The 18,895-nt window shown below is 53.2% G+C and carries 20 protein-coding genes and 1 riboswitch; of the genes, 9 read left to right on the top strand and 11 right to left on the bottom strand.

Annotated elements, in window-relative coordinates:
- The first annotated feature begins 299 nt into the window (after positions 1–299).
- Complete coding sequence (locus tag V5G20_RS25635) at positions 300–1,817, top strand: acetyl-CoA hydrolase/transferase family protein (protein ID WP_003389933.1); 1,518 nt, start codon at positions 300–302, stop codon at positions 1,815–1,817.
- A 52-nt stretch (positions 1,818–1,869) separates the two neighbouring features.
- Here V5G20_RS25635 and V5G20_RS25630 read toward each other — a convergent pair whose 3' ends face one another.
- From V5G20_RS25630 to V5G20_RS25590, 9 genes are all read right to left on the bottom strand, one after another.
- Entirely contained in the window at positions 1,870–2,898 is a 1,029-nt protein-coding gene (locus tag V5G20_RS25630) for a cytochrome d ubiquinol oxidase subunit II (RefSeq protein WP_003389932.1), read from the bottom strand.
- A 24-nt stretch (positions 2,899–2,922) separates the two neighbouring features.
- The gene (locus V5G20_RS25625; RefSeq protein WP_422388007.1) at positions 2,923–4,227 is read right to left on the bottom strand and encodes a cytochrome ubiquinol oxidase subunit I; all 1,305 of its coding nucleotides are present in this window, start codon (positions 4,225–4,227) and stop codon (positions 2,923–2,925) included.
- Positions 4,228–4,420: 193 nt separating this feature from the next.
- Positions 4,421–5,182: a pirin family protein gene (locus V5G20_RS25620; RefSeq protein ID WP_122958082.1), complete on the bottom strand. Its 762-nt coding sequence runs from the start codon at positions 5,180–5,182 to the stop codon at positions 4,421–4,423.
- 101 nt (positions 5,183–5,283) lie between these two features.
- Complete coding sequence (locus V5G20_RS25615; protein WP_003389929.1) at positions 5,284–5,670, bottom strand: DoxX family protein; 387 nt, start codon at positions 5,668–5,670, stop codon at positions 5,284–5,286.
- 82 nt (positions 5,671–5,752) lie between these two features.
- Positions 5,753–6,379: an FMN-dependent NADH-azoreductase gene (locus tag V5G20_RS25610; RefSeq protein ID WP_122958081.1), complete on the bottom strand. Its 627-nt coding sequence runs from the start codon at positions 6,377–6,379 to the stop codon at positions 5,753–5,755.
- 116 nt (positions 6,380–6,495) lie between these two features.
- Entirely contained in the window at positions 6,496–6,951 is a 456-nt protein-coding gene (locus tag V5G20_RS25605) for a MarR family winged helix-turn-helix transcriptional regulator (RefSeq protein WP_003389926.1), read from the bottom strand.
- Positions 6,952–7,142: 191 nt separating this feature from the next.
- A complete protein-coding gene (locus V5G20_RS25600) occupies positions 7,143–7,328 on the bottom strand; it encodes a hypothetical protein (protein ID WP_024983307.1) in 186 nt (61 codons plus the stop codon).
- Positions 7,329–7,427: 99 nt separating this feature from the next.
- Positions 7,428–7,913, bottom strand: a complete 486-nt coding sequence (locus tag V5G20_RS25595) for a GNAT family N-acetyltransferase (protein WP_338462727.1) — start codon at positions 7,911–7,913, stop codon at positions 7,428–7,430.
- Positions 7,913–8,599, bottom strand: a complete 687-nt coding sequence (locus V5G20_RS25590; RefSeq protein ID WP_003389923.1) for a GntR family transcriptional regulator — start codon at positions 8,597–8,599, stop codon at positions 7,913–7,915. The genes V5G20_RS25595 and V5G20_RS25590 overlap by 1 nt, the downstream gene beginning before the upstream one ends.
- A 109-nt stretch (positions 8,600–8,708) precedes the next feature.
- Here V5G20_RS25590 and V5G20_RS25585 point away from each other — a divergent pair, with 109 nt between their 5' ends.
- From V5G20_RS25585 to V5G20_RS25555, 7 genes are all read left to right on the top strand, one after another.
- A complete protein-coding gene (locus tag V5G20_RS25585; protein ID WP_003389922.1) occupies positions 8,709–9,647 on the top strand; it encodes an EamA family transporter in 939 nt (312 codons plus the stop codon).
- Between the two features lie 261 nt (positions 9,648–9,908).
- Complete coding sequence (locus V5G20_RS25580) at positions 9,909–11,009, top strand: carbohydrate kinase (RefSeq protein ID WP_003389921.1); 1,101 nt, start codon at positions 9,909–9,911, stop codon at positions 11,007–11,009.
- Between the two features lie 3 nt (positions 11,010–11,012).
- On the top strand, positions 11,013–11,930 hold the full coding sequence (locus tag V5G20_RS25575) for a pseudouridine-5'-phosphate glycosidase (RefSeq protein ID WP_003389919.1): 918 nt from the start codon (positions 11,013–11,015) through the stop codon (positions 11,928–11,930).
- Between the two features lie 244 nt (positions 11,931–12,174).
- Positions 12,175–13,683: a diguanylate cyclase gene (locus V5G20_RS25570; RefSeq protein ID WP_243014698.1), complete on the top strand. Its 1,509-nt coding sequence runs from the start codon at positions 12,175–12,177 to the stop codon at positions 13,681–13,683.
- A 146-nt stretch (positions 13,684–13,829) separates the two neighbouring features.
- A complete protein-coding gene (locus tag V5G20_RS25565) occupies positions 13,830–16,247 on the top strand; it encodes a heavy metal translocating P-type ATPase (protein WP_338462723.1) in 2,418 nt (805 codons plus the stop codon).
- A gap of 19 nt (positions 16,248–16,266) precedes the next feature.
- A complete protein-coding gene (locus tag V5G20_RS25560) occupies positions 16,267–16,437 on the top strand; it encodes a hypothetical protein (protein ID WP_171505957.1) in 171 nt (56 codons plus the stop codon).
- Between the two features lie 64 nt (positions 16,438–16,501).
- Positions 16,502–16,705, top strand: a complete 204-nt coding sequence (locus V5G20_RS25555) for a copper ion binding protein (protein ID WP_003389916.1) — start codon at positions 16,502–16,504, stop codon at positions 16,703–16,705.
- A gap of 108 nt (positions 16,706–16,813) precedes the next feature.
- On the opposite strand, the gene V5G20_RS25550 is transcribed toward V5G20_RS25555, so the two are convergent.
- The gene (locus V5G20_RS25550) at positions 16,814–17,371 is read right to left on the bottom strand and encodes a DUF3267 domain-containing protein (protein ID WP_024983313.1); all 558 of its coding nucleotides are present in this window, start codon (positions 17,369–17,371) and stop codon (positions 16,814–16,816) included.
- A gap of 37 nt (positions 17,372–17,408) precedes the next feature.
- Positions 17,409–17,789: a DUF2294 domain-containing protein gene (locus V5G20_RS25545; protein ID WP_003389914.1), complete on the bottom strand. Its 381-nt coding sequence runs from the start codon at positions 17,787–17,789 to the stop codon at positions 17,409–17,411.
- Between the two features lie 238 nt (positions 17,790–18,027).
- Positions 18,028–18,172, top strand: a riboswitch (cyclic di-AMP (ydaO/yuaA leader).
- A gap of 635 nt (positions 18,173–18,807) precedes the next feature.
- Here V5G20_RS25545 and kdpF point away from each other — a divergent pair.
- Positions 18,808–18,885 (top strand): K(+)-transporting ATPase subunit F, encoded by a 78-nt coding sequence (gene kdpF / locus V5G20_RS27175; protein WP_227277768.1) that lies wholly within the window; start codon positions 18,808–18,810, stop codon positions 18,883–18,885.
- Positions 18,886–18,895 lie beyond the last annotated feature (10 nt).

Genomic DNA, 18,895 nt, shown 5'->3' with positions numbered 1-18,895 from the left:
GACGCGGTTCCGCTTTTGGAGTGCAGCCGGACAGTGTTACCCGCAGCAAGTGTCCCACCGTACTGGAGCGTTTTCTGCTTTTTCATCTCCTCCACTAAAGTCCGACCCACAGGCAATAAATGAAACAGCAGAGAGTAATGACAACCAGTTCCGGAATCTATCATTCACCAGCCGAACAACTAACTGCCAAATTTTCTGTTTCACCGCGAATTCTTCTGCTTCGACCCAAATCGAGTGCCCGCTCAGCGACCGTGTGATACTGTAAAGAAAACAAGATCGAAAGTGGCAGGTGGTCATACATGGTATGGGAGCGCTTACGCGATAAACGCCTTCACGATAAAATTGTTCAAGCAGAAGAAGCAGCAAGCTGGATCGAAGACGGCATGACATTGGGTTTGAGCGGCTTTACCCGGGCGGGAGATGCCAAGGTAGTTCCGGTCGCGCTGGCCGAACGGGCAAAGCGGGAAGGAAAACCGTTTTCCGTCAATGTATATACAGGGGCATCGCTCGGTTCCGATGTAGACGCCGTTATGGCCGAGGCAGGCATTGTTCGCAAGCGGCTGCCGTTTCAAGCAGATCCGGTCATGCGCAAAAAAATCAACAGCGGCGAAATGATGTTTATCGATCAGCATTTATCCCACACTGCCGAATGGATTCGTTCCGGCGTGCTGGATCCGATTGATTACGCCATTGTGGAAGCGGTTGCAGTAACCGAAGACGGATACATCATTCCCGCCACGTCGGTCGGGAACTCCAATATATTTGTCGAGTACGCCAAGCATGTCATCATTGAATTGAACATGGTGCAATCTGCCGCTTTGGAAGGCTTGCACGACGTGTATACGCCGGGAAAACAGGGCGAGCGCGAGCCAATCCCGCTGACCAAGGTAGACCAGCGCATCGGCCAAATCGGCATACCGGTAGATCCGGCGAAGGTAAAAGGAATCGTTATCACCAATCAAATGGATTCTCCGTCTACCATCGTCGAACCGGATGAGGAGACGGCGGTCATGGCAGGCCACCTGATCCGCTTTTTGCGCGAAGAGGTGGAAAAGGGCCGCTTGCCGCGCAATCTCGCTCCGCTTCAATCGGGGATCGGAACGGTTGCAAACGCGGTGTTCAACGGATTTTTGGATTCCGAGTTTTCCGACTTGACGGTGTTTTCGGAAGTGCTGCAAGACGCTGTATTCGACCTTCTGGATGCGGGCAAGATCGCTTTTGCCTCGGGCTGCTCCATCACGCTGACGGCTGAAAAAATGAAGCACGTCATGGAAAACCTGGACCAGTATCGCGACAAGCTGCTGCTTCGGCCGCAGGAGATCACCAACCATCCCGAACTGATTCGCCGCATGGGCTTGATCTCCATCAACACGGCTCTGGAAGTGGATATCTACGGCAACGTCAATTCGACCAACGTATCCGGCACACGCATGATGAACGGCATCGGCGGATCGGGCGATTTTGCCCGGAATGCCCGCCTCGCCATCTTTGTCACCAAGTCGATTGCCAAAAACGGACACATCTCCAGTATCGTTCCGTTTGTATCCCATGTGGACCACACCGAGCACGACGTAGACATCATCGTGACCGAGCAAGGGCTGGCTGATCTGCGCGGACTGGCTCCCCGCGAGAGAGCCCGCCTGATCATTGAAAACTGTGCGCATCCGCTGTACCGGGATCAGCTCCGCGATTATTTCGAGGAAGCGCTGACCCGCGGCGGCCATACACCGCATGTACTCGAAAAAGCCTTTTCCTGGCATACGCAATATGCCCAGGAAGGCAGCATGCTTGCAAAAGAGACAGCTTCCTCCCGTTAATCGGGGGGAGGCTTTTTTTATGCCAGAAAAGACGGAGCAGACCCCACGCAGGTTATTTTTGCTGAATATACTGTTCATCTTTCATAAACATCCGCCAGAAGAAAACAAACCCGGGGATGAGGATGGCGAAGCCGACCAGATAGCTCACGAACAAAGCCCGGAACGTGTTGGGGTGAGTAAAACCGGATTCGATCGTAACGGTAGGGTACACGATATAGGGCAGACGGGCGGCTCCGTAGGCGTAGCTTGCCAAGAGATATTGAATAATGACGCCGACAACGGCAAGTCGCGGCGCATAGGCAAGCCGTTTTTGCTCCGGCGGGATCAACAGAGCGATATAACCGACCAAAAACCACGCGACGGAAGCAATCAGCCACGGGAGATAGGCAAGCAGCCTCTCATAGAGCCAGCTCGCCTCCGTTTTCATCGTGACGACTGTCAAAACGGCGGCAAGCAAGGTGAGGGGACCGATGAGAATGGCGTCGCGACGGTAGACGCGAAAGGCTTGCTGTGCGTTGGCTACGCGGGAGTAGTCCGCGAGCAGCAGCGAGGAGAGAAAGAGGGTGCTGCTCACAGCCAGTCCTACATAGGCGTATACATGCGGACTCGTCAGCAGCGCTCCCCAGTCCAGTCTTTCCACCCCATCGATCGTTTGAATAAATCCGCCCTGCGTCAGCGGCAGGACCAGGATCAGCAGAGCCGGGATGAAAAGGCCGCTGATTCCGGAAAAGAAGGCGAGCGTTTTATCGTATTTGCGGACGAGATGGGAGAAAACCATAAAGGCGCTGCGGATCAAAATCAGCAGGAGGATGAGGCTTCCGGGGATGAGCAGCACGGTGCCGAGCGTGTAGGTGGCTCCGGGAAAAAACGTGACCAGCCCGACGACGATCAGCACGATAAATACGTTGACAACCTCCCATGACGGGGACAGGTAACGGTTGGCGATGCTTGTCGCCTTTGTATCTATGCGGTTTACATAAACCATCGACCAGAAGCCGGCGCCGAAGTCAAAGGATGCGGCTACTGCGTAAATCACCACAAAGATCCACACCAGCGTAATCGCCAAAATCGTGTCCGTCATGAACAGAAGCCTCCTTGGATCAAATTAGGGGGCTGTTTCTCCCGACGGCCGGTCCGTTGGATGAAGCTCCAGCGGGTGGCGGCCAAAATAGCTGCGAAAGACCAGAATGGTCACGATGCCGAGAAACAGGTAAACGGCGAGAAAGGTGAAAAACAGCGGGCCGATCCCGGCTGATTGGGTGACAGAGTCGGCCGTGCGCATCACCCGGTAGATGACCCAGGGCTGGCGGCCCGTACAGGCAAAGATCCAGCCGAATTCGATGCCGAGCAAAGCCAGCGGGCCGCTAAGGACAAAGATGCCCAGCACCCAGCGCGGAAACACGGAGCGGCGCAGCAGTTTTTTCCAGGCAAAGCCGAGCAATCCGACGACGATCAGAAGGGAGCCGATTCCCACCATGCCGTTAAACAAGGTGTGGATATAGAGGGGAGGCCAGTACTCCCGAGGGAAGTCATTGAGCCCGACCACCACCTCGTCAAAGCGGTTTCCCGCCAAAAAGCTGAGCATCCAGGGAATTTCGATTCCGTATTTCACTTCCTGGGTTTCCGGATCGGTAAAACCTCCGACGGCCAGCGGGGCATAGGCCTGGGTCTGGAAAAGACCTTCGGCTGCCGCCAGCTTCTCAGGCTGATAGCGGTGCAGCAGTTGGGCCGATTCGTGGCCGTTCAAGGCGGTGAGGAGCGAGAAAGACCCGCCGACGATCAAGCCGAGGAGCAGCGCTTTTTGGTGGAAGGCGTATTCCCGGCTCTCCTGATCGGACTTGATCATTTTCCAGGCAGCGACGGATGCGATGGCAAAAGCGCCTGTCATAAAGGCGGAGACGACGACATGGCCCGCAGTGACGAAAAAGCTCGGATTAAAAAATGCCGCCCAGGGGTCCACATCCACGACCTCTCCGTTTTCAATGCGAAAACCGGCGGGCGTACCCTCAAAAGCATGGACATTGGTGATGAGAACCGCTGAAGCAGCAGCCCCAAGCAGGATCATAAAAACGGAAACGAGCCGCATCAGCGGGGTCAATCGATCGGCGGCATAGACGTAGATGGACATGAAGAGCGCCTCCAGGAAAAAGGCGAAAATTTCGATTTGAAACGGCAGGGAGATCACTTTCCCGACTACTTCCATAAAGCCGGGCCACAAAAGGGACAACTGTACACCTGCGATGGTGCCGGAGGGAATGACCACACCGAGCAAAATGGCCTGTCCTTTTGTCCAGCGTTTGGCCATCAGCTCGTAGTCGCGGTCCCGGGTGCGCTGGAAGAGAATTTCGGCCAGCAAAATCATCAGGGGCAGCCCTACGCCCAAAGTGGCAAAGATGATGTGAAAGGCCATCGTAGTGCCAAATGTGGCTCGCGCCAGTACAAGATCGTCCACCGTATAACGTCCTTTCACTGTGATGCTTTGTCAAACATTCCCTTTTATTGTCTCTTGGGAGGGGCCGGAATATGCAAAGGCAAACAAACAGGCCGCTCCAGTCAGCGGAGCGGCCTGTTCAATCGTACGGTTTGGAAGGTTGCCTAGTTGTTTACTTTCGGTATAGCGGGTAGTCCACCTCTGACGGCACCTGAATCGCAACGAGGCGGAGCGATTCACCGGAAGGGGCGCTAAACCGGAGCTCTCCGGCCTGATCCGAGGACACCACGGCAAAATCGCCGCCGTGAAGGCCACTCGCTCCTTCTGCCAAATGCAGCTCCCCTTTGCCCGAAACGACAACTGCTGCCAGGGAATACCCCTTTGGAAGCTGCCAACGATAGGAATGATTGGCCGGGATGATGATATCTCTCATCAAAGAGTCGGTCACGAGAGAAATCGGCGCATCCGTACCGATCACCCGTTTCACCTGTACGCCGTCAATCACATCGAGCGGAAACTCTTCATGATTGTACTGGTTGTAAGTGGGCGGCACCTTGACCGCCTGGGAGAGATGAGGCTCAAACCAGATTTGAAACATTTCCGTGCCTGTACTCATTTCTTCGGCGTGATAAGCTCCTGATCCGGTCTGCATTACTTGCGCTCCGCCGGTGGATACTTGCTGCAAATTGCCTAGTGTATCGCGGTGACCAACCGTTCCGTTTAGCACGTACGAAACGATTTCAAAGCCGGAGTGCGGATGCAGCGGTATTTCAAACGTCGTCAGCGATTTGGCCCAAGCCCAGTAAAAGAGGGGGCCGACGCGCTTGACAGCCGTTTCCTCGTGGGGAAAAGCAATCGGTTTGCTCTCCACGATTTCGCCATTGCCGAAATGGCCTTTTCCTTGCTGGTCCGGTGTATAGATGGAAATGTGCATAATGGCCTCCTTGTTATGGGACATATATGACAAAGAAAGTAGCTTCTATGCTAGCTGTTGTTTTGCATAAGGGCAAGGCATAACATGCTGATTGTTTTTGATTAGAACAGCGTATAGGCACCAGGACCGATCAGAGCAACGCCCAAAGCGACAGCAATCAGGGTCAGATTGTATTCGTAGCCGTTTTGTGTTGCCCAGTATCCGTTAGGGCCGTGGACTTTTACAATCGCTACAAGCATCGTGCCGATGATCAGCACAGCGCCTACCCAGGTGCCGACTCCGGCAGCAAACAGCAGTCCGCCAATCAGTTCACTCAAACCAGCCATCAGAGCCATGGCGACGCCGGGCTTCATGCCGATGGATTCAAACCATCCGCCCGTACCCTTTAATCCGTGACCGCCAAACCAACCAAACAATTTTTGTGTACCGTGAGCTGCAAAAGTAAGACCGACAACAAGACGAATGATCAACAAACCTACATCTACCATCATACATTCACTCCTTGTAAAATAATTTTAAATTAGAGTATTTTAAATTTGAGATATTAGTCCAAAAAAAGGCCGGCGGGCCTTAGAAGGATTCCGCCAGTTTTACAGCCTTTTCAATGCCTTCTTGAATAAGTGCTTCCGCTTTGTCAGGGGACGCATTGTGGCCTTCTACGATGACAGTGGACATGTCTTTCACGCCCAGGAAGCCCAGAATGGTTTGCACGTATTTAACAGCCATTTCAACATTGGCAGCAGGACCTTCGGAGTATACGCCGCCGCGTGCGTTCAGCAGAGCCACTTTTTTGTTGTTCAACAGCCCAACTGGACCTTCTGCAGTGTAGCGGAACGTTTTGCCTGCTTGGCACAGGTAGTCGAAATACGTGTGAAGGACAGCAGGTACAGTGAAGTTCCACAGCGGGAATGCGATCATCACTTTGTCGGCTTCGATAAACTGGTTCAGATATTTGTTAACCAGCTCAGCTGCTTTTTGATCTTCAGCAGTCATTTCCATTCCTTTGCCTTGTTTGAACATGGCATTGATTTTTTCTACATCGTAGTATGGCAGGTTTTCTGCGAACAAATCCAGTTCTACGATCTCGTCTTGTGGATGGGTCTCCTTATAAGAGTCCACGAAAGCTTGGTACAGCTTTACGCTGACTGCTTGCTCCACGGGACGGTTGTTGGCTTTGATAAATAATACTTTACTCATGCTTTTCTTATTCCCCTTTCAAAAGGAAAGTATATAACCTTGAAATAGTAAATCTTGATTTTAAGATTATTACGTATCGAGGATCTTGTCAAGAGTTTTTACACTTCCATGTTTTTTTATTTATGAAAGCGCTCTTGAGCAGAATGCCCCAACTTTTTTAACAGCTCGATTGCGCTTCTCTTTTCCTCCGGATTGAGGCCACTGACGGCTTGCTCAATGGCTATTTTATGGGAGGGAAAGATGGAAGCCAGAAACTGTTGACCTTTTTCCGTCAGTTCTGCGTAAATAACCCGCCGGTCTTCGGCACATGGCTTGCGGACCAGAAGCTGCTTCTTTTCTAGTTTGTCCACGACGTACGTAATGTTACCGCTCGAGATCAGGATCTTTTCGCCAATTTGCTGGAGAGGCTGGGGACCTTTATGGTACAGCACCTCAAGTACGCCAAACTCGGTGGGATTCAACCCATGCTGGCGGATTTCCCGCGTGGTATGTGCCGTTACCCAGTTATAGGCACGGGCCAAAACCACCATCAGCAAAAGCGAGTCGTCACGATGTTGCTGTTCTTCGGGCATTTGCGTGCACCCCCTTTAGGATTTAGTTCAGTACATATCTCAAATTTAAGATAATTATACACCTCTTAGTGGTGCTTGTCAAAGAAGCGGACAAAACGGCAGCAACGTATCCCGCATCAAATGTAGAAAGGGAAAGCAGGAAAAAGCTCCGGCCATTTGTTTTCATAGCCGGAGCCGGTTCCAGGTTGATTTTAATATTCCACTTTTGTTACCTCTTCCAGAGGTCCAAGAGGATTTTCGTGACCTTCCTTCAATTCCTTTTCCAAGAGCTTCTCATGGTGCTCGTCTGACAGATCAAAGTAGAAGAACTCGCCTTCCTGCTTGTCTTCGCCTTTTGCCTGCGCGTTGTTGTATCGTCCGTCTGTTTGATTCGACACCATCATCCCACCCATTTTTTTCGGTAGTATGTGCCGATGGACAGCAAATCATCCTTTCGCCGGGGGAATCGGCAAGCGGGGACAGCTTCCAAGACTTTTTCAGCAAGATGCAGACAGAGGGCGTTCAAACATGACCATGTCCCATGCCCGGATCCCGTTTTCAATCACGGGCTCGGGATAGGAACAGAAAAAATCCTTGCGAATTTCTGTCATGCGGAAGCCCGCCTTTTGGTAAAAAGCCAGATTGTCGATGCTGGAATTGGCGGTGCCTACTATGATCCGTGAAAAGCCTTTGGAGGCGAAGCGGCTGCAAAGCTCTTCAATTATGGCCTTCCCCACTCCCTGTCCGCGGAATTCCGGCCGGACGGCGAGGTTCTTGATCTCCGCTTCCTCGGGGGACAAAGCGTGCATCAGACAAACGCCCAGCACTTGGTCCTGCTGATCCTGGGCGATATACAGCTCTCCTCCGTACATGTACTGGTCAACGGCCTCGGCCCAGTCATCTGCCAAAAGCAAAAGAGAGCGGTATGCCTTTCTTTCTTCATTCGACTCAATCAGGGAAAGCTTTAGCGAGGGTCTATTCATCAGTCGTCTCCTTTGTTTGCTTTTTCCAGTTGGCGTGCTACCTCATGCATGGGTCTGAGCCAGTTTTGCGTCATCGCTTCGACAGCGGCCGCCGCATTTTTGTCGCGGAGGGCCTGAATCAGTAGACGATGCTCTTCTACTGAAGTGCGGGCAGGCAAAAAATGCTGGAAGAAGACAAATTTTAACCGGCGCAAATGCATGTGCAAGAGGGAGGTAAAGGATGATATGTACGTATTTCCGGCTGTTTCGTGGATCAGCTTGTGAAACGCCTCGTCCAGCTCCATGGCGGCATATGACTGGCTTGTCTCGATCGCTTCGGAAAACTGCCTGTTCAGCTCGGTCAATTCGTCCAGCACCGCATCGGTGATCTTGGGCACGACCAGCTCCGCAGCCAGCGCTTCCAAGGCGATGAGCGGCCGGTAGATGTTGGGGACGTCTTCGGGAGCCAGCTTGGTCACTCGCGTCTCCACACCGGGCTGCATCTCTACAAAGCCCTGCAGCTCCAGGATTTGCAGCGCCTCCCGTACAGGCGTCCGGCTGACTCCTATCGCGTCGGCCAGCTCCGTATCCAATATTTTTTCGCCCGGCTGCAGGGTACCGTCTATGATCCAGGTCTGCAGCTGCTGCAATACCTTGTTTTTCGCGGAGGTTCGTTCGACCTTTCGCAAATTGGGGGGAAGAGGCATGACAAGTCCTCCTTAGAAGGCGTTTTGGTAAAAGAAGCATCTTCTTGTATTTTACAGCAGAATGCGATATATTGCATAATATATTGGATGGGAGAGGAGAAAAAACACCATGATTTCTTCATTACGCGTCCGCGGCTTTACAATGGTGATTGTCGCTTCGATCTTATGGGGAGTCTCAGGCACCGTGGCCCAATCGCTCATGCAGCATTATCAGTTTCAGACGGATTGGCTGGTAGCGTCACGGTTGCTCGCCTCCGGATTGATCCTGCTCGCGCTGTCATTATGTGGGCCGCATCGTCAGAATGTTTGGCGGATTTTGTTCTCCGGCGGTGATTTGGCCCGGCTCCTGCTGTTTTCGATCGCAGGCATGCTCGCGGTCCAGTATACGTATTTTGCCTCGATCGAAGCGGGCAATGCGGCGACTGCGACGCTGCTGCAGTATTTGGGGCCCGTTTTTCTGGTTGTGTATCTCGTCATCAAACTTCGGCAGTTGCCTTCAGCAGCACAGGTGACGGCTCTGATCCTGGCTCTCGGGGGGACGTATCTGCTCATCACGGGAGGAAATCCGGGGAAGCTGACGATTTCCGCTGCCGCCGTTATTTGGGGGCTGGCCTCGGCGCTGGCGCTTGCTTTTTACACCGTATACCCGAAGCCGCTTCTGGGGCGCTGGGGGTCTACAGTCGTCCTTGGCTGGGCGATGCTGATCGGGGGCATCGGTCTTTGCCTGGCAAAACAGCCTTGGCAAGCAACTGACATGATCTGGTCGGTTCCATCGGTTCTGGCTGTTGTCTTCATCGTCTTGTTTGGGACCTTGATTCCCTTTTATCTGTACGTAGACAGTCTGAACTATATCCGCCCGACAGAAACAAGCCTGCTTGCCTGCGCGGAACCATTGTCTGCCGTGATTACGACCGTTGTTTGGCTGCATGTGTCGTTCGGGATGTTTGAGTGGATCGGCGGTTTGTGCATTATCGGGACGATTTTTGCCCTGTCCCGCCATCGGGAAAAAGCGAAGGAGCCGGCGCTGCAGAATGCCGTAGGATCGTAAAAAAGGGCGGGCATAGAGGTCGGAAAATGCAGGCGATCAAAAGCGATCAACCATGGATTAGCAAAAAAGCAACATAACACAGCATAGCCGTTATAGAAGCGCATTCTTGTGCCCATCTTTTCGCGGATGGTCAAAGAATGCGTTTTTTCTTGCGGCACCATTATTTTCTCTTTGAAAACTTTTGTCTATGTGATAAACTTTTGTTTGTAAAGAGGAGCAGTTCGAGTTGCAAATGCTACTAAGGCAGAAAGGAGGAGGGCCGTGGACAAAGAAAAACAAATCCTCCGCTACATTCGTGAAAATCCGTTCGTCAGCCAACAGGAGCTGGCTGACAAGATGGGCATTTCCCGGTCGGCGGTGGCTGGCTATATCGCGCAGCTGACCAAGCGCGGCGAAATCAAAGGACGGGCCTATATTCTTCGCGACGAAGAGCTGATCGTCTGCATCGGCGGAGCCAATCTGGACCGGAAAGCGCGGGCCAAGCAGCAAGTGCGGCTCCACTCATCGAATCCGGTAACCATCTCTGAATCATGCGGAGGGGTCGGCCGCAATATCGCGGAAAATCTCGGTCGGCTTGGCTGCAATGTCTCGCTGATCAGCTGTGTCGGGGAAGACAAGGAAGGCGACTGGATTTTGCAGGAAACGAAAAAGCACGGGGTCGATATCAGCCAGGTGTGGCGGTTGCCCACTCAGCGAACCGGTACGTACACGGCGCTTTTGGACAAGGAAGGCGAAATGGTCGTCTCCCTGGCGAATATGGATATTTACGATACGCTCACGCCGCAAATGTTTGCGGAACGGTGGTCCCATATCGCAGCCGCCCGGGCCGTTTACCTCGATACGAACCTTCCTGCAGACTGTTTGGCATACGTGATCGGACGCTGCCGGGATGAGGGCATCGCGCTGTTCGTCGATCCGGTTTCTTCTGCCAAGGCGGAAAAACTGCCCGAGCGTTTGGACGGAGTCGAAGCAATCCTGCCGAATCGAGAGGAAGCCGAGCTTTTGTCAGGCATGGAGATCAAAACCATGCAGGACTGCGAAGAAGCGTGCCGGAAAATCAGGGCACGAGGCGTGAAAAGTGTCGTGGTGACGCTCGGCGAACAGGGCATTTATTATCAATCGGAGGACCAGGCGGAGAAGCTGGCCCCCTACCCGACAGAGGTAGTGGACGTGACGGGAGCGGGCGACGCTTTTGCCTCCGGTCTTTTGTACGGGGTTGTAAACGGTGAGCCGCTGGGCAGAGCGTGCCGGCTCGGCATGGCTGCTTCGGCCTTGACGCTGCAGACCGAGTATTCGGTATCGCCGCTGCTGAAGCCGGAGGAACTGGAACAAACGATAAACCAATACGAAGAGGAGCGATAACGGATGAAACAATACCTGACTTTTACAGATGAAGTGCGCCATGCATTGGACAATAACTTGCCAGTTGTAGCCCTGGAAACAACAATCATTTCCCACGGGATGCCGTATCCGCAAAATATCGAGATGGCGAAGGAAGTCGAGCAGATCATCCGTGACAACGGCGCGGTACCGGCAACGATCGGGATTATGGACGGAAAAATCAAGATCGGGCTGTCGGAAAGTGAACTGGAAGAGTTCGCGACGAACAAATCCGTTGAAAAAGTAAGCCGACGCGATTTCCCGTACATTCTCGCCAGCGGCAAAATCGGGGCGACGACGGTAGCCGGTACGATGATCGCAGCCCAGCTGGCAGGCATCCGCGTTTTTGCCACAGGCGGCATCGGCGGTGTTCACCGCGAAGGCGAAATCACCTGGGACGTGTCTGCTGACCTGACCGAGCTGGCGCAAACGGGCCTCGCAGTCGTATGCGCCGGATGCAAGTCGATTCTCGATATCGGCCGTACCCTCGAATACTTGGAGACACAAGGGGTGCCTGTCGTCGGCTATCGCACGGATGAGTTCCCTTCCTTCTTCGCAAGAGAGAGCGGCTTTGGCGTCGATTTCCGTCTGGATGCTCCAGAAGAAGTCGCAACCGTGATGGATACGAAGTGGAAGCTCGGTCTGGACGGCGGTCTTGTCATCGCCAACCCGGTACCGGAGAAGGATGCGCTTGATCACGGCAAGATCGAGGCAGTCATTCTGCAAGCGCTGAAGGAAGCGAAAGAAAACGGAATCGCCGGCAAAAAGGTAACGCCGTTCTTGCTCTCGAAAGTAAAAGAACTGACAGAAGGCAAAAGCCTGCAAACCAATATTGCCCTGGTGAAGCACAATGCAGCCGTGGCTGCGCAGATTGCCGCCGCTTATCATAAAAAGCAAGGGTAAATAAATACGCAAGGCTCAAAAGCAAATGCGGGAAGCCCTGTTCCGAATGGGAGGAGCAGGGCTTTTTGCCATTTCAAAAAGGTGACAAACAGACAACAACGGGCTTGCGATTTCAAGGAAGAGGGTCCGAAAACATTTACAAGTGAACCTTGCAGCTTTATGATGTAGCGGAGTACGTCTGCCATGCTGATCGCCCGTGACGGGGTCGCATGTGGCATACTAAGAAAGCAGAAGGCGTGAGAGTGTGTTAAAAGATTTCGGTACCAATCTGGCTATCTTGATTTCGTGCTTCTTGATCATCGGTCATATTTACAAAGGAAAGCTGGTCGTACCCCAGTCCCCCATCCGCATCCGTCTGGTGTATGGCGGTTTGCTTGGCATGGTAGGTGTCTTGCTGATGCTGTATGCGATCAGAGTCTCTCCTTCTGTGGTGGCGGATTTGCGACATATAGTGATTGTGTTGTCAGCTTTTTTCGGAGGGATGCCTGCGGCCCTGGCTTCAGCCGTCATCATCGCGGTCGGACGGGTGGGATTGTATGGTGTAAGTGCCGCCTCGCTGACTGCTGCATTTTTTGCCATCCTGATCGGAATCGGGTGTGGCGCCCTGTCGTATTTCCGAATGCAGCCCTGGAGCAGGATTATCCTTTTGAACTTCTACGGGATTGTCGTGGCCACATCTTCTCTGTACATGAATCTTCCCGATACATCTTTGTTAATGCAAGTGGCGATGTATCAGTGGCCAATATCCCTCATGGGGGGGATCCTCAGTTATTTGGTCATGACGTATATTCGCCGGACCAATCACCTGCTTTACGAGCTTGAGGAGAGCGAGGAGCGCTACCGGCGCTTGGTGCAGCTCTCTCCAGACGGAGTGCTTGTGGTGTCGGAAGGCAGAGTTGTGTTGGCCAACGACGCTGCTTTAAAGCTTTTGGGACTGGAAAAAAGGGAGCAGCTGCTGGGAAAACCGCTGTATACCTTTACGAAAGAGGAGTGGCGAGCCGAAGCCTGTCGCGATACGTATGCGCATAAGCATATGGAGTCTGTCACGGATCTGATCGAGACGAGGTTTCGCCGCCAGGATGGCAGCGAGGTGGATGTCGAGACAGCGAGTACATGGATTTCCTATCGAGGCGAGCCGGCCCAATTGATTCATTTTCGCGACATTACGCTTAGGAAGCGGGCAGAGGAGCAGCTGATGTCAGCCAACCAGCTTTTGCGCGATTTGACCAATATGGACGGATTGACTGGCGTAGCCAACAGGCGCTACTTCGACGAGCGAATTCGCGCGGAGTGGGAAGCATGTCAATCGAGTGGGGTTCCGTTCTCGCTCATTATGTTTGATCTCGATTATTTTAAAATGTACAACGATACCTACGGGCATCAACCGGGAGACAGGTGTTTGCGGGAAGCAGCAGGAGCAGCTGCAGCAGCCGTATCTGCGCTGAAGCTTCAGGGAGCGATGGTCGCCCGTTATGGTGGAGAAGAATTTGCGGTGCTGCTGCCGGGTACAGACGCAGATCGGGCCCTTGGAATAGCGGAGGATGTGAGGGAGCGAATCGTATCTCTGGCCATTCCGCACAGCGGCTCAAAGGCAAGCAGTGTGGTGACGGTGAGCGTAGGCGTCTCAACGCTCCTGCCTGCCGAGGCAATATCCCCGGAAAATGCCATAGAGCGAGCCGACCAGGCTCTTTATGAAGCAAAAAAAGCAGGGCGCAACTGCGTTCGGATGGCTTCGCAGACCCCGTTTTGCTGAAATGGACAAGCGGGGAAATTTTTTTGAAAAAAACGCTTGATATACCCTATGGGGGTACTGTATACTGAAGTTGCGATAAGAAAAGACGTAAGGGGAATACTAATAAAAATATACCCCATATGGGTATTTGATTCGGAGGAATCAACATGAGCGGCAAAGTAAAAGAAGCGACAGTCGCCATATCCGGCATGACATGTGCAGCGTGTGCCATTCGGATCGAAAAAGGTCTGCAAAAGCTCGAAGGCGTCGAGTCCGCAAGCGTCAACCTCGCCCTGGAAAAATCGACAGTTGTCTATGACGCCGAAAAAATGAGCTTTCAGGACATCCAGAAAAAAATCGAGGATTTGGGGTACGGAGTGATCACCGACAAGGTAGAGCTCAACATCTCGGGAATGACCTGCGCTGCCTGCGCGACCCGGATTGAAAAAGGGCTGCAAAAGGTACCGGGCGTCATCCAGGCGCATGTCAACCTCGCCTTGGAAACAGGCTCTGTCGAGTACGACGCGAGCCAGGCGAGCGTCGCCGACCTGATCAGGCAGGTGGAAAAGCTGGGGTATCAGGCCGTACGCAAGGATGAGCAGTCCGAGGCGGAAACGGCGGACCGCCGGGCCCAGGAAATCGAACGGCAGACCGGAAAGTTTCTCTTTTCCCTGATCCTTTCCCTGCCGCTTCTGTGGGCGATGGTGAGCCACTTTTCCTTTACCTCGTTCATCTGGCTGCCCGATATGCTGATGAACCCGTGGGTGCAGCTGGCTTTGGCGACACCGGTTCAGTTCGTTGTCGGTAAACAATTTTATGTTGGAGCATACAAGGCTTTGCGCAACAAAAGCGCCAACATGGATGTGCTGGTCGCACTCGGCACCTCGGCCGCTTACTTCTACAGTTTGTACATGGCGATCCAATCCATCGGCACAGGGGCCCACATGATTGAGCTGTATTTTGAGACCAGCGCGGTATTGATTACCTTGATCCTGCTCGGCAAGCTGTTTGAAGCCAAGGCAAAGGGCCGCTCCTCGGAGGCGATTCGCAAGCTGATGGGCTTGCAGGCCAAGACGGCAGTGGTCATACGGTACGGAGAGGAAATGACGATTCCGGTAGACGAAGTGCGCCCGGGGGACATCGTCTATGTAAAGCCAGGCGAAAAGGTGCCGGTAGATGGCGTCGTTTTGGAAGGACAGTCGGCTGTCGATGAATCGATGCTGACTGGTGAAAGCATTCCGGTGGATAAGACTGTCGGAGACAACGTGATCGGCGCGACACTGAACAAAAACGGTTTTCTCCAGATTCAGGCGACCAAGGTCGGAAAAGAAACGGCACTGGCTCAAATCATCCGCGTAGTCGAGGAAGCGCAAGGCTCCAAGGCTCCGATCCAGCGCCTGGCGGACAGCATATCCGGCGTGTTCGTTCCGGTTGTAGTCGGGATTGCCGTCCTCACCTTCGTGATCTGGTACTGGTTCGTTTCGCCGGGCGATTTCGCCTCGGCATTGGAAAAGGGAATCGCGGTGCTCGTCATTGCCTGCCCGTGCGCATTGGGACTGGCTACGCCTACTTCGATCATGGCCGGTTCGGGCCGCGCGGCAGAGCTGGGCATCCTGTTTAAAGGCGGAGAGCATCTGGAAACGGCGCACCGATTGGATACCATTGTACTGGACAAAACGGGTACCGTAACGAAAGGCGAACCCGAGCTCACGGACGTCTTTGCTTATGACATGGACGAAAGCGAGCTGCTGGCACTGGTCGGAGCCGCCGAGAAAAATTCGGAGCATCCGCTGGCCCAGGCGATTGTCAAAGGGATTGGCGAAAAAGGAGTTTCACTGGGGGCTGCTGAAGCGTTTGAAGCGATTCCCGGATTCGGGATCCGCGCGGTCGTAAACGGCAGGGAGGTTCTCGTCGGAACGCGCCGCCTGCTTGCCGAAAAATCGATTTCCTATGAACAGGCCGCAGATGTCATGTCTTCCTTGGAGAAGGAAGGAAAAACAGCGATGCTCGCTGCTGTCGATGGACGCCTGGCTGGTATGGTCGCCGTGGCAGACACGATCAAGCCGACTTCCCGCGAAGCGGTAAAGCGGATGAAGGAAATGGGCCTGACTGTCATCATGATGACCGGGGACAACAGGCAGACGGCAGAAGCGATTGCCCGTCAGGCGGGGATTGACCAGGTGATTGCCGAGGTGTTGCCGGAAGGAAAAGCGGACGAAGTGAAAAAGCTGCAGCAGCAAGGCCACAAAGTAGCGATGGTGGGAGATGGCATCAACGATGCGCCCGCACTGGCTACAGCCGACATCGGCATGGCCATCGGCACCGGAACGGATGTGGCGATGGAAGCGGCGGACATCACGCTGATGCGCGGAGAGTTGACCAGTGTCGCCGACGCGATCGTGATGAGCCACAAGACAATCCGCAACATCAAGCAAAATCTGTTTTGGGCATTCGCCTACAATACAGTCGGGATTCCGTTCGCAGCACTCGGTTTTCTCGCGCCGTGGCTGGCCGGGGCCGCAATGGCCTTCAGCTCTGTCTCTGTCGTGCTGAACGCCCTGCGCCTGCAGCGGGTGAAATTGTAATGGGAAAGGGGAAACGAGGATGAATCTCAAAACAAAATGGGCGCTCTCGGCAATCGTCTATCTGCTGCTCGTCATCGGCGGCTATCAGCTGTACACAGTCTGGGCCGGTCCCGACGAGGCTCCTCACCAGCAATCGGCTGGCCATGCCATAGAACAAGGCAAGACCCATCTGTCTCATCCCCAGGGTTGACCTTGGGAGCGGTGAGGCGGCATGGTTATCATATAAAAAGGAAAATTGAGAAGGAGAGATCATGATGCAAAACGTAACGCTGAAAGTAGAAGGAATGTCCTGCAACCACTGCGTAAACTCGATTGAAAAAGCGCTGAAGGAGCTGGGTGCGGCAGGCAAAGTTGACCTGGCGGCAAAAACGGTCGAGGTGTCTTTCGACGAAGGCAAACTGACTGTGGATGCGATCAAGGAAGCGATTGAAGATCAGGGCTACGATGTTGTAGCGTAAAACGGTTTTTGGAAGTAAAGAAGCCGCGTATCGGGTGATGGCAAACGTCACTCGCATACGCGGCTTTTTTTGTATTTTTGGGGTGGATGAACGCTGCTGTGACAAACCTCACTTGCTTCCATTGCCATCTTCCACGGGAATATAGGCGTCATAACCGATGCTGTCCACAGAATCGGTAATAAGCGTCTGCCGGTCATACTTCCGCAGTGTCCACAGGATGTAAACATCGCCAAAGCTGCCGGCTATCATAAAAAAGCTCCACAAGTACCAAAAAAGCGAATGTCCCATAAGGGAAAGACAAAAAGGGACCAATCCCAAGATCAAGCCGGGCAGCAGTACTGCGAACCGGTAGCGGGATACCGCAATCGGTTTTGCGCAGCAGCAGTAGAAAACCAGTTTCTTCGGTACAAATCCAAAGCGGATGTCGGAGAACGAGACTTCCCTGCTGAGCAAAAAGCCAATCCCGTGCAAGCATTCATGGACGACAATCCCGGCGACCACCAATAGCAGAAAGAGAAAAAGACCTTGGATCGACACGGAAAACGTCACCTCGCCGCCGTACAGGAAAAGGGCAGCGATGAAAAAAGCGATGGAAAAGAAGATACTGTAAATGTTTGCTTTCAGAGGATCGAGCACCACCTGCTGCCTCCGATACTTTTCGTTCAAGCTTTGTTCCCTCCAAACGGCGATGACTCACTAGAGTTTAGCTTTTCATGTCCAACAGCGCCTTCTCCAAATCCTTGTTCAGCACGTAAACCTCGATCCGCTCGCCCATTTTTGTGCTGATATCGCTGTGGCTGGAAAGCACCCTGCAGCCGGTGATGGTTTCGACGATCTCCTCGCACTCCTTGCTGTACATCTCGCGCAGGACCTCTCGCATTTCCTTGACCACGCGGCGTCCCTTTTCATGATGAGCCAAATGCTTTTCCTCGACAGTGAGGACGCCTTTGAAGCGGCAGATCACCATATCGCCGACGATGTACGATTTTCCTTCCTGCGGGCCGCGTCCGATCAGTTCGCGCTGAAACTTAATAAACGCTTCGCTGATCTCGGCTTCCATTTTCTTCTTGTGGGAAACGGCCAAACCAATTCCTCCCTATCTTGTCATTGAGCCCTATCTTACTGAGCGCCAGAGAGGCTGTCAACGCGAGAATGGAGAAAAAAGGAAACGGGAGATAACGGGCAAAATAATTTGATCGCTTGAGAGAATGAACGATTTATCCGTTTTCATTCCGATTTTTCTCCCAAAAGAATCGGAAATCGGTCAAAATCAGCCGTTCACAACCAATCGCGTCCGACTTATAATGACACATAACAACCAATTGCAAATCTGGCCTAGTCCCGGGGCGCCCGGGAGCGGAGGACCCAATCAGTAGGGGTTAATTCCACGGTTTTTGTGGAAGGGATGAGAAACTCTTTCGCCATCCTACCCGTCAGCTAACTTCGTCGGCTAAAGCGAGGGAGGTCAAAAGACCGCCTGTTCGAGGAGGCTTTTTTTGTTGCCCAAATGCGGCAGCAATCCGCCTGTTCGATCTGATTTGCAGGTCTTTTCGTTTTTCTGTCAGTAAAAATCGTCTGTTTTGGAAAAAGGAACAGGGAGACAGAGCGCAAAGAGGGCAATGGATTGCCGGCTGGGCGTTAGGTAGACCAATGAGTACTTTTTCCCCGACAAGGCAAAGCAAGAGACACAACCGGCGGATCGAAGGGAGAAGCGATTCTGGATGAATCGCCGTCCGGCCCGATCCGTTTGCGAGCGGCTGTTTTTTTGGCTGCCCGCAGTGGCCTGTGCTTGTTTGTCGCCTGGGGAAGGAGTAAGCATTGGTCTATTTTTTTACCCAAAGGCACCGCTCCGGGCATCGCTTGGGAGAGGGGCAGAGGCGTAAGCGAAAGAGTCCGCTCGGCTCACACACGACAAGTCAAAGGGAGGATGAAAGCAAGCAAGTATTCCGGGTGGATTGGACTATAAGCAATTTCCTGAGCAGGGAGGGAGGCTCGAAGATGGACGCGGTTTCCGTATTGCTGATCGCCTTGTCGTTTGCGATTTTTTACGGCGTCGTCAAGTTTTGCGAGGCAGTAGCAGAAGAGCAGGAGGGGAAGAAGGAATGAGCGTTTTGCTGTTGATCGCCGCCGGGCTGATCGTATACCTGTGCCACGCCCTTGTTTATCCGGAGAAATACTAGAGTCCGTCTG

Origin of the sequence: Brevibacillus borstelensis (genome assembly GCF_036700025.1) — a bacterium.
Taxonomy (GTDB): Bacteria; Bacillota; Bacilli; order Brevibacillales; family Brevibacillaceae; genus Brevibacillus; species Brevibacillus borstelensis.
The sequence above is the reverse complement of the archived record's forward strand: the minus strand, read 5'-3'. Positions and strand labels throughout refer to the sequence as shown.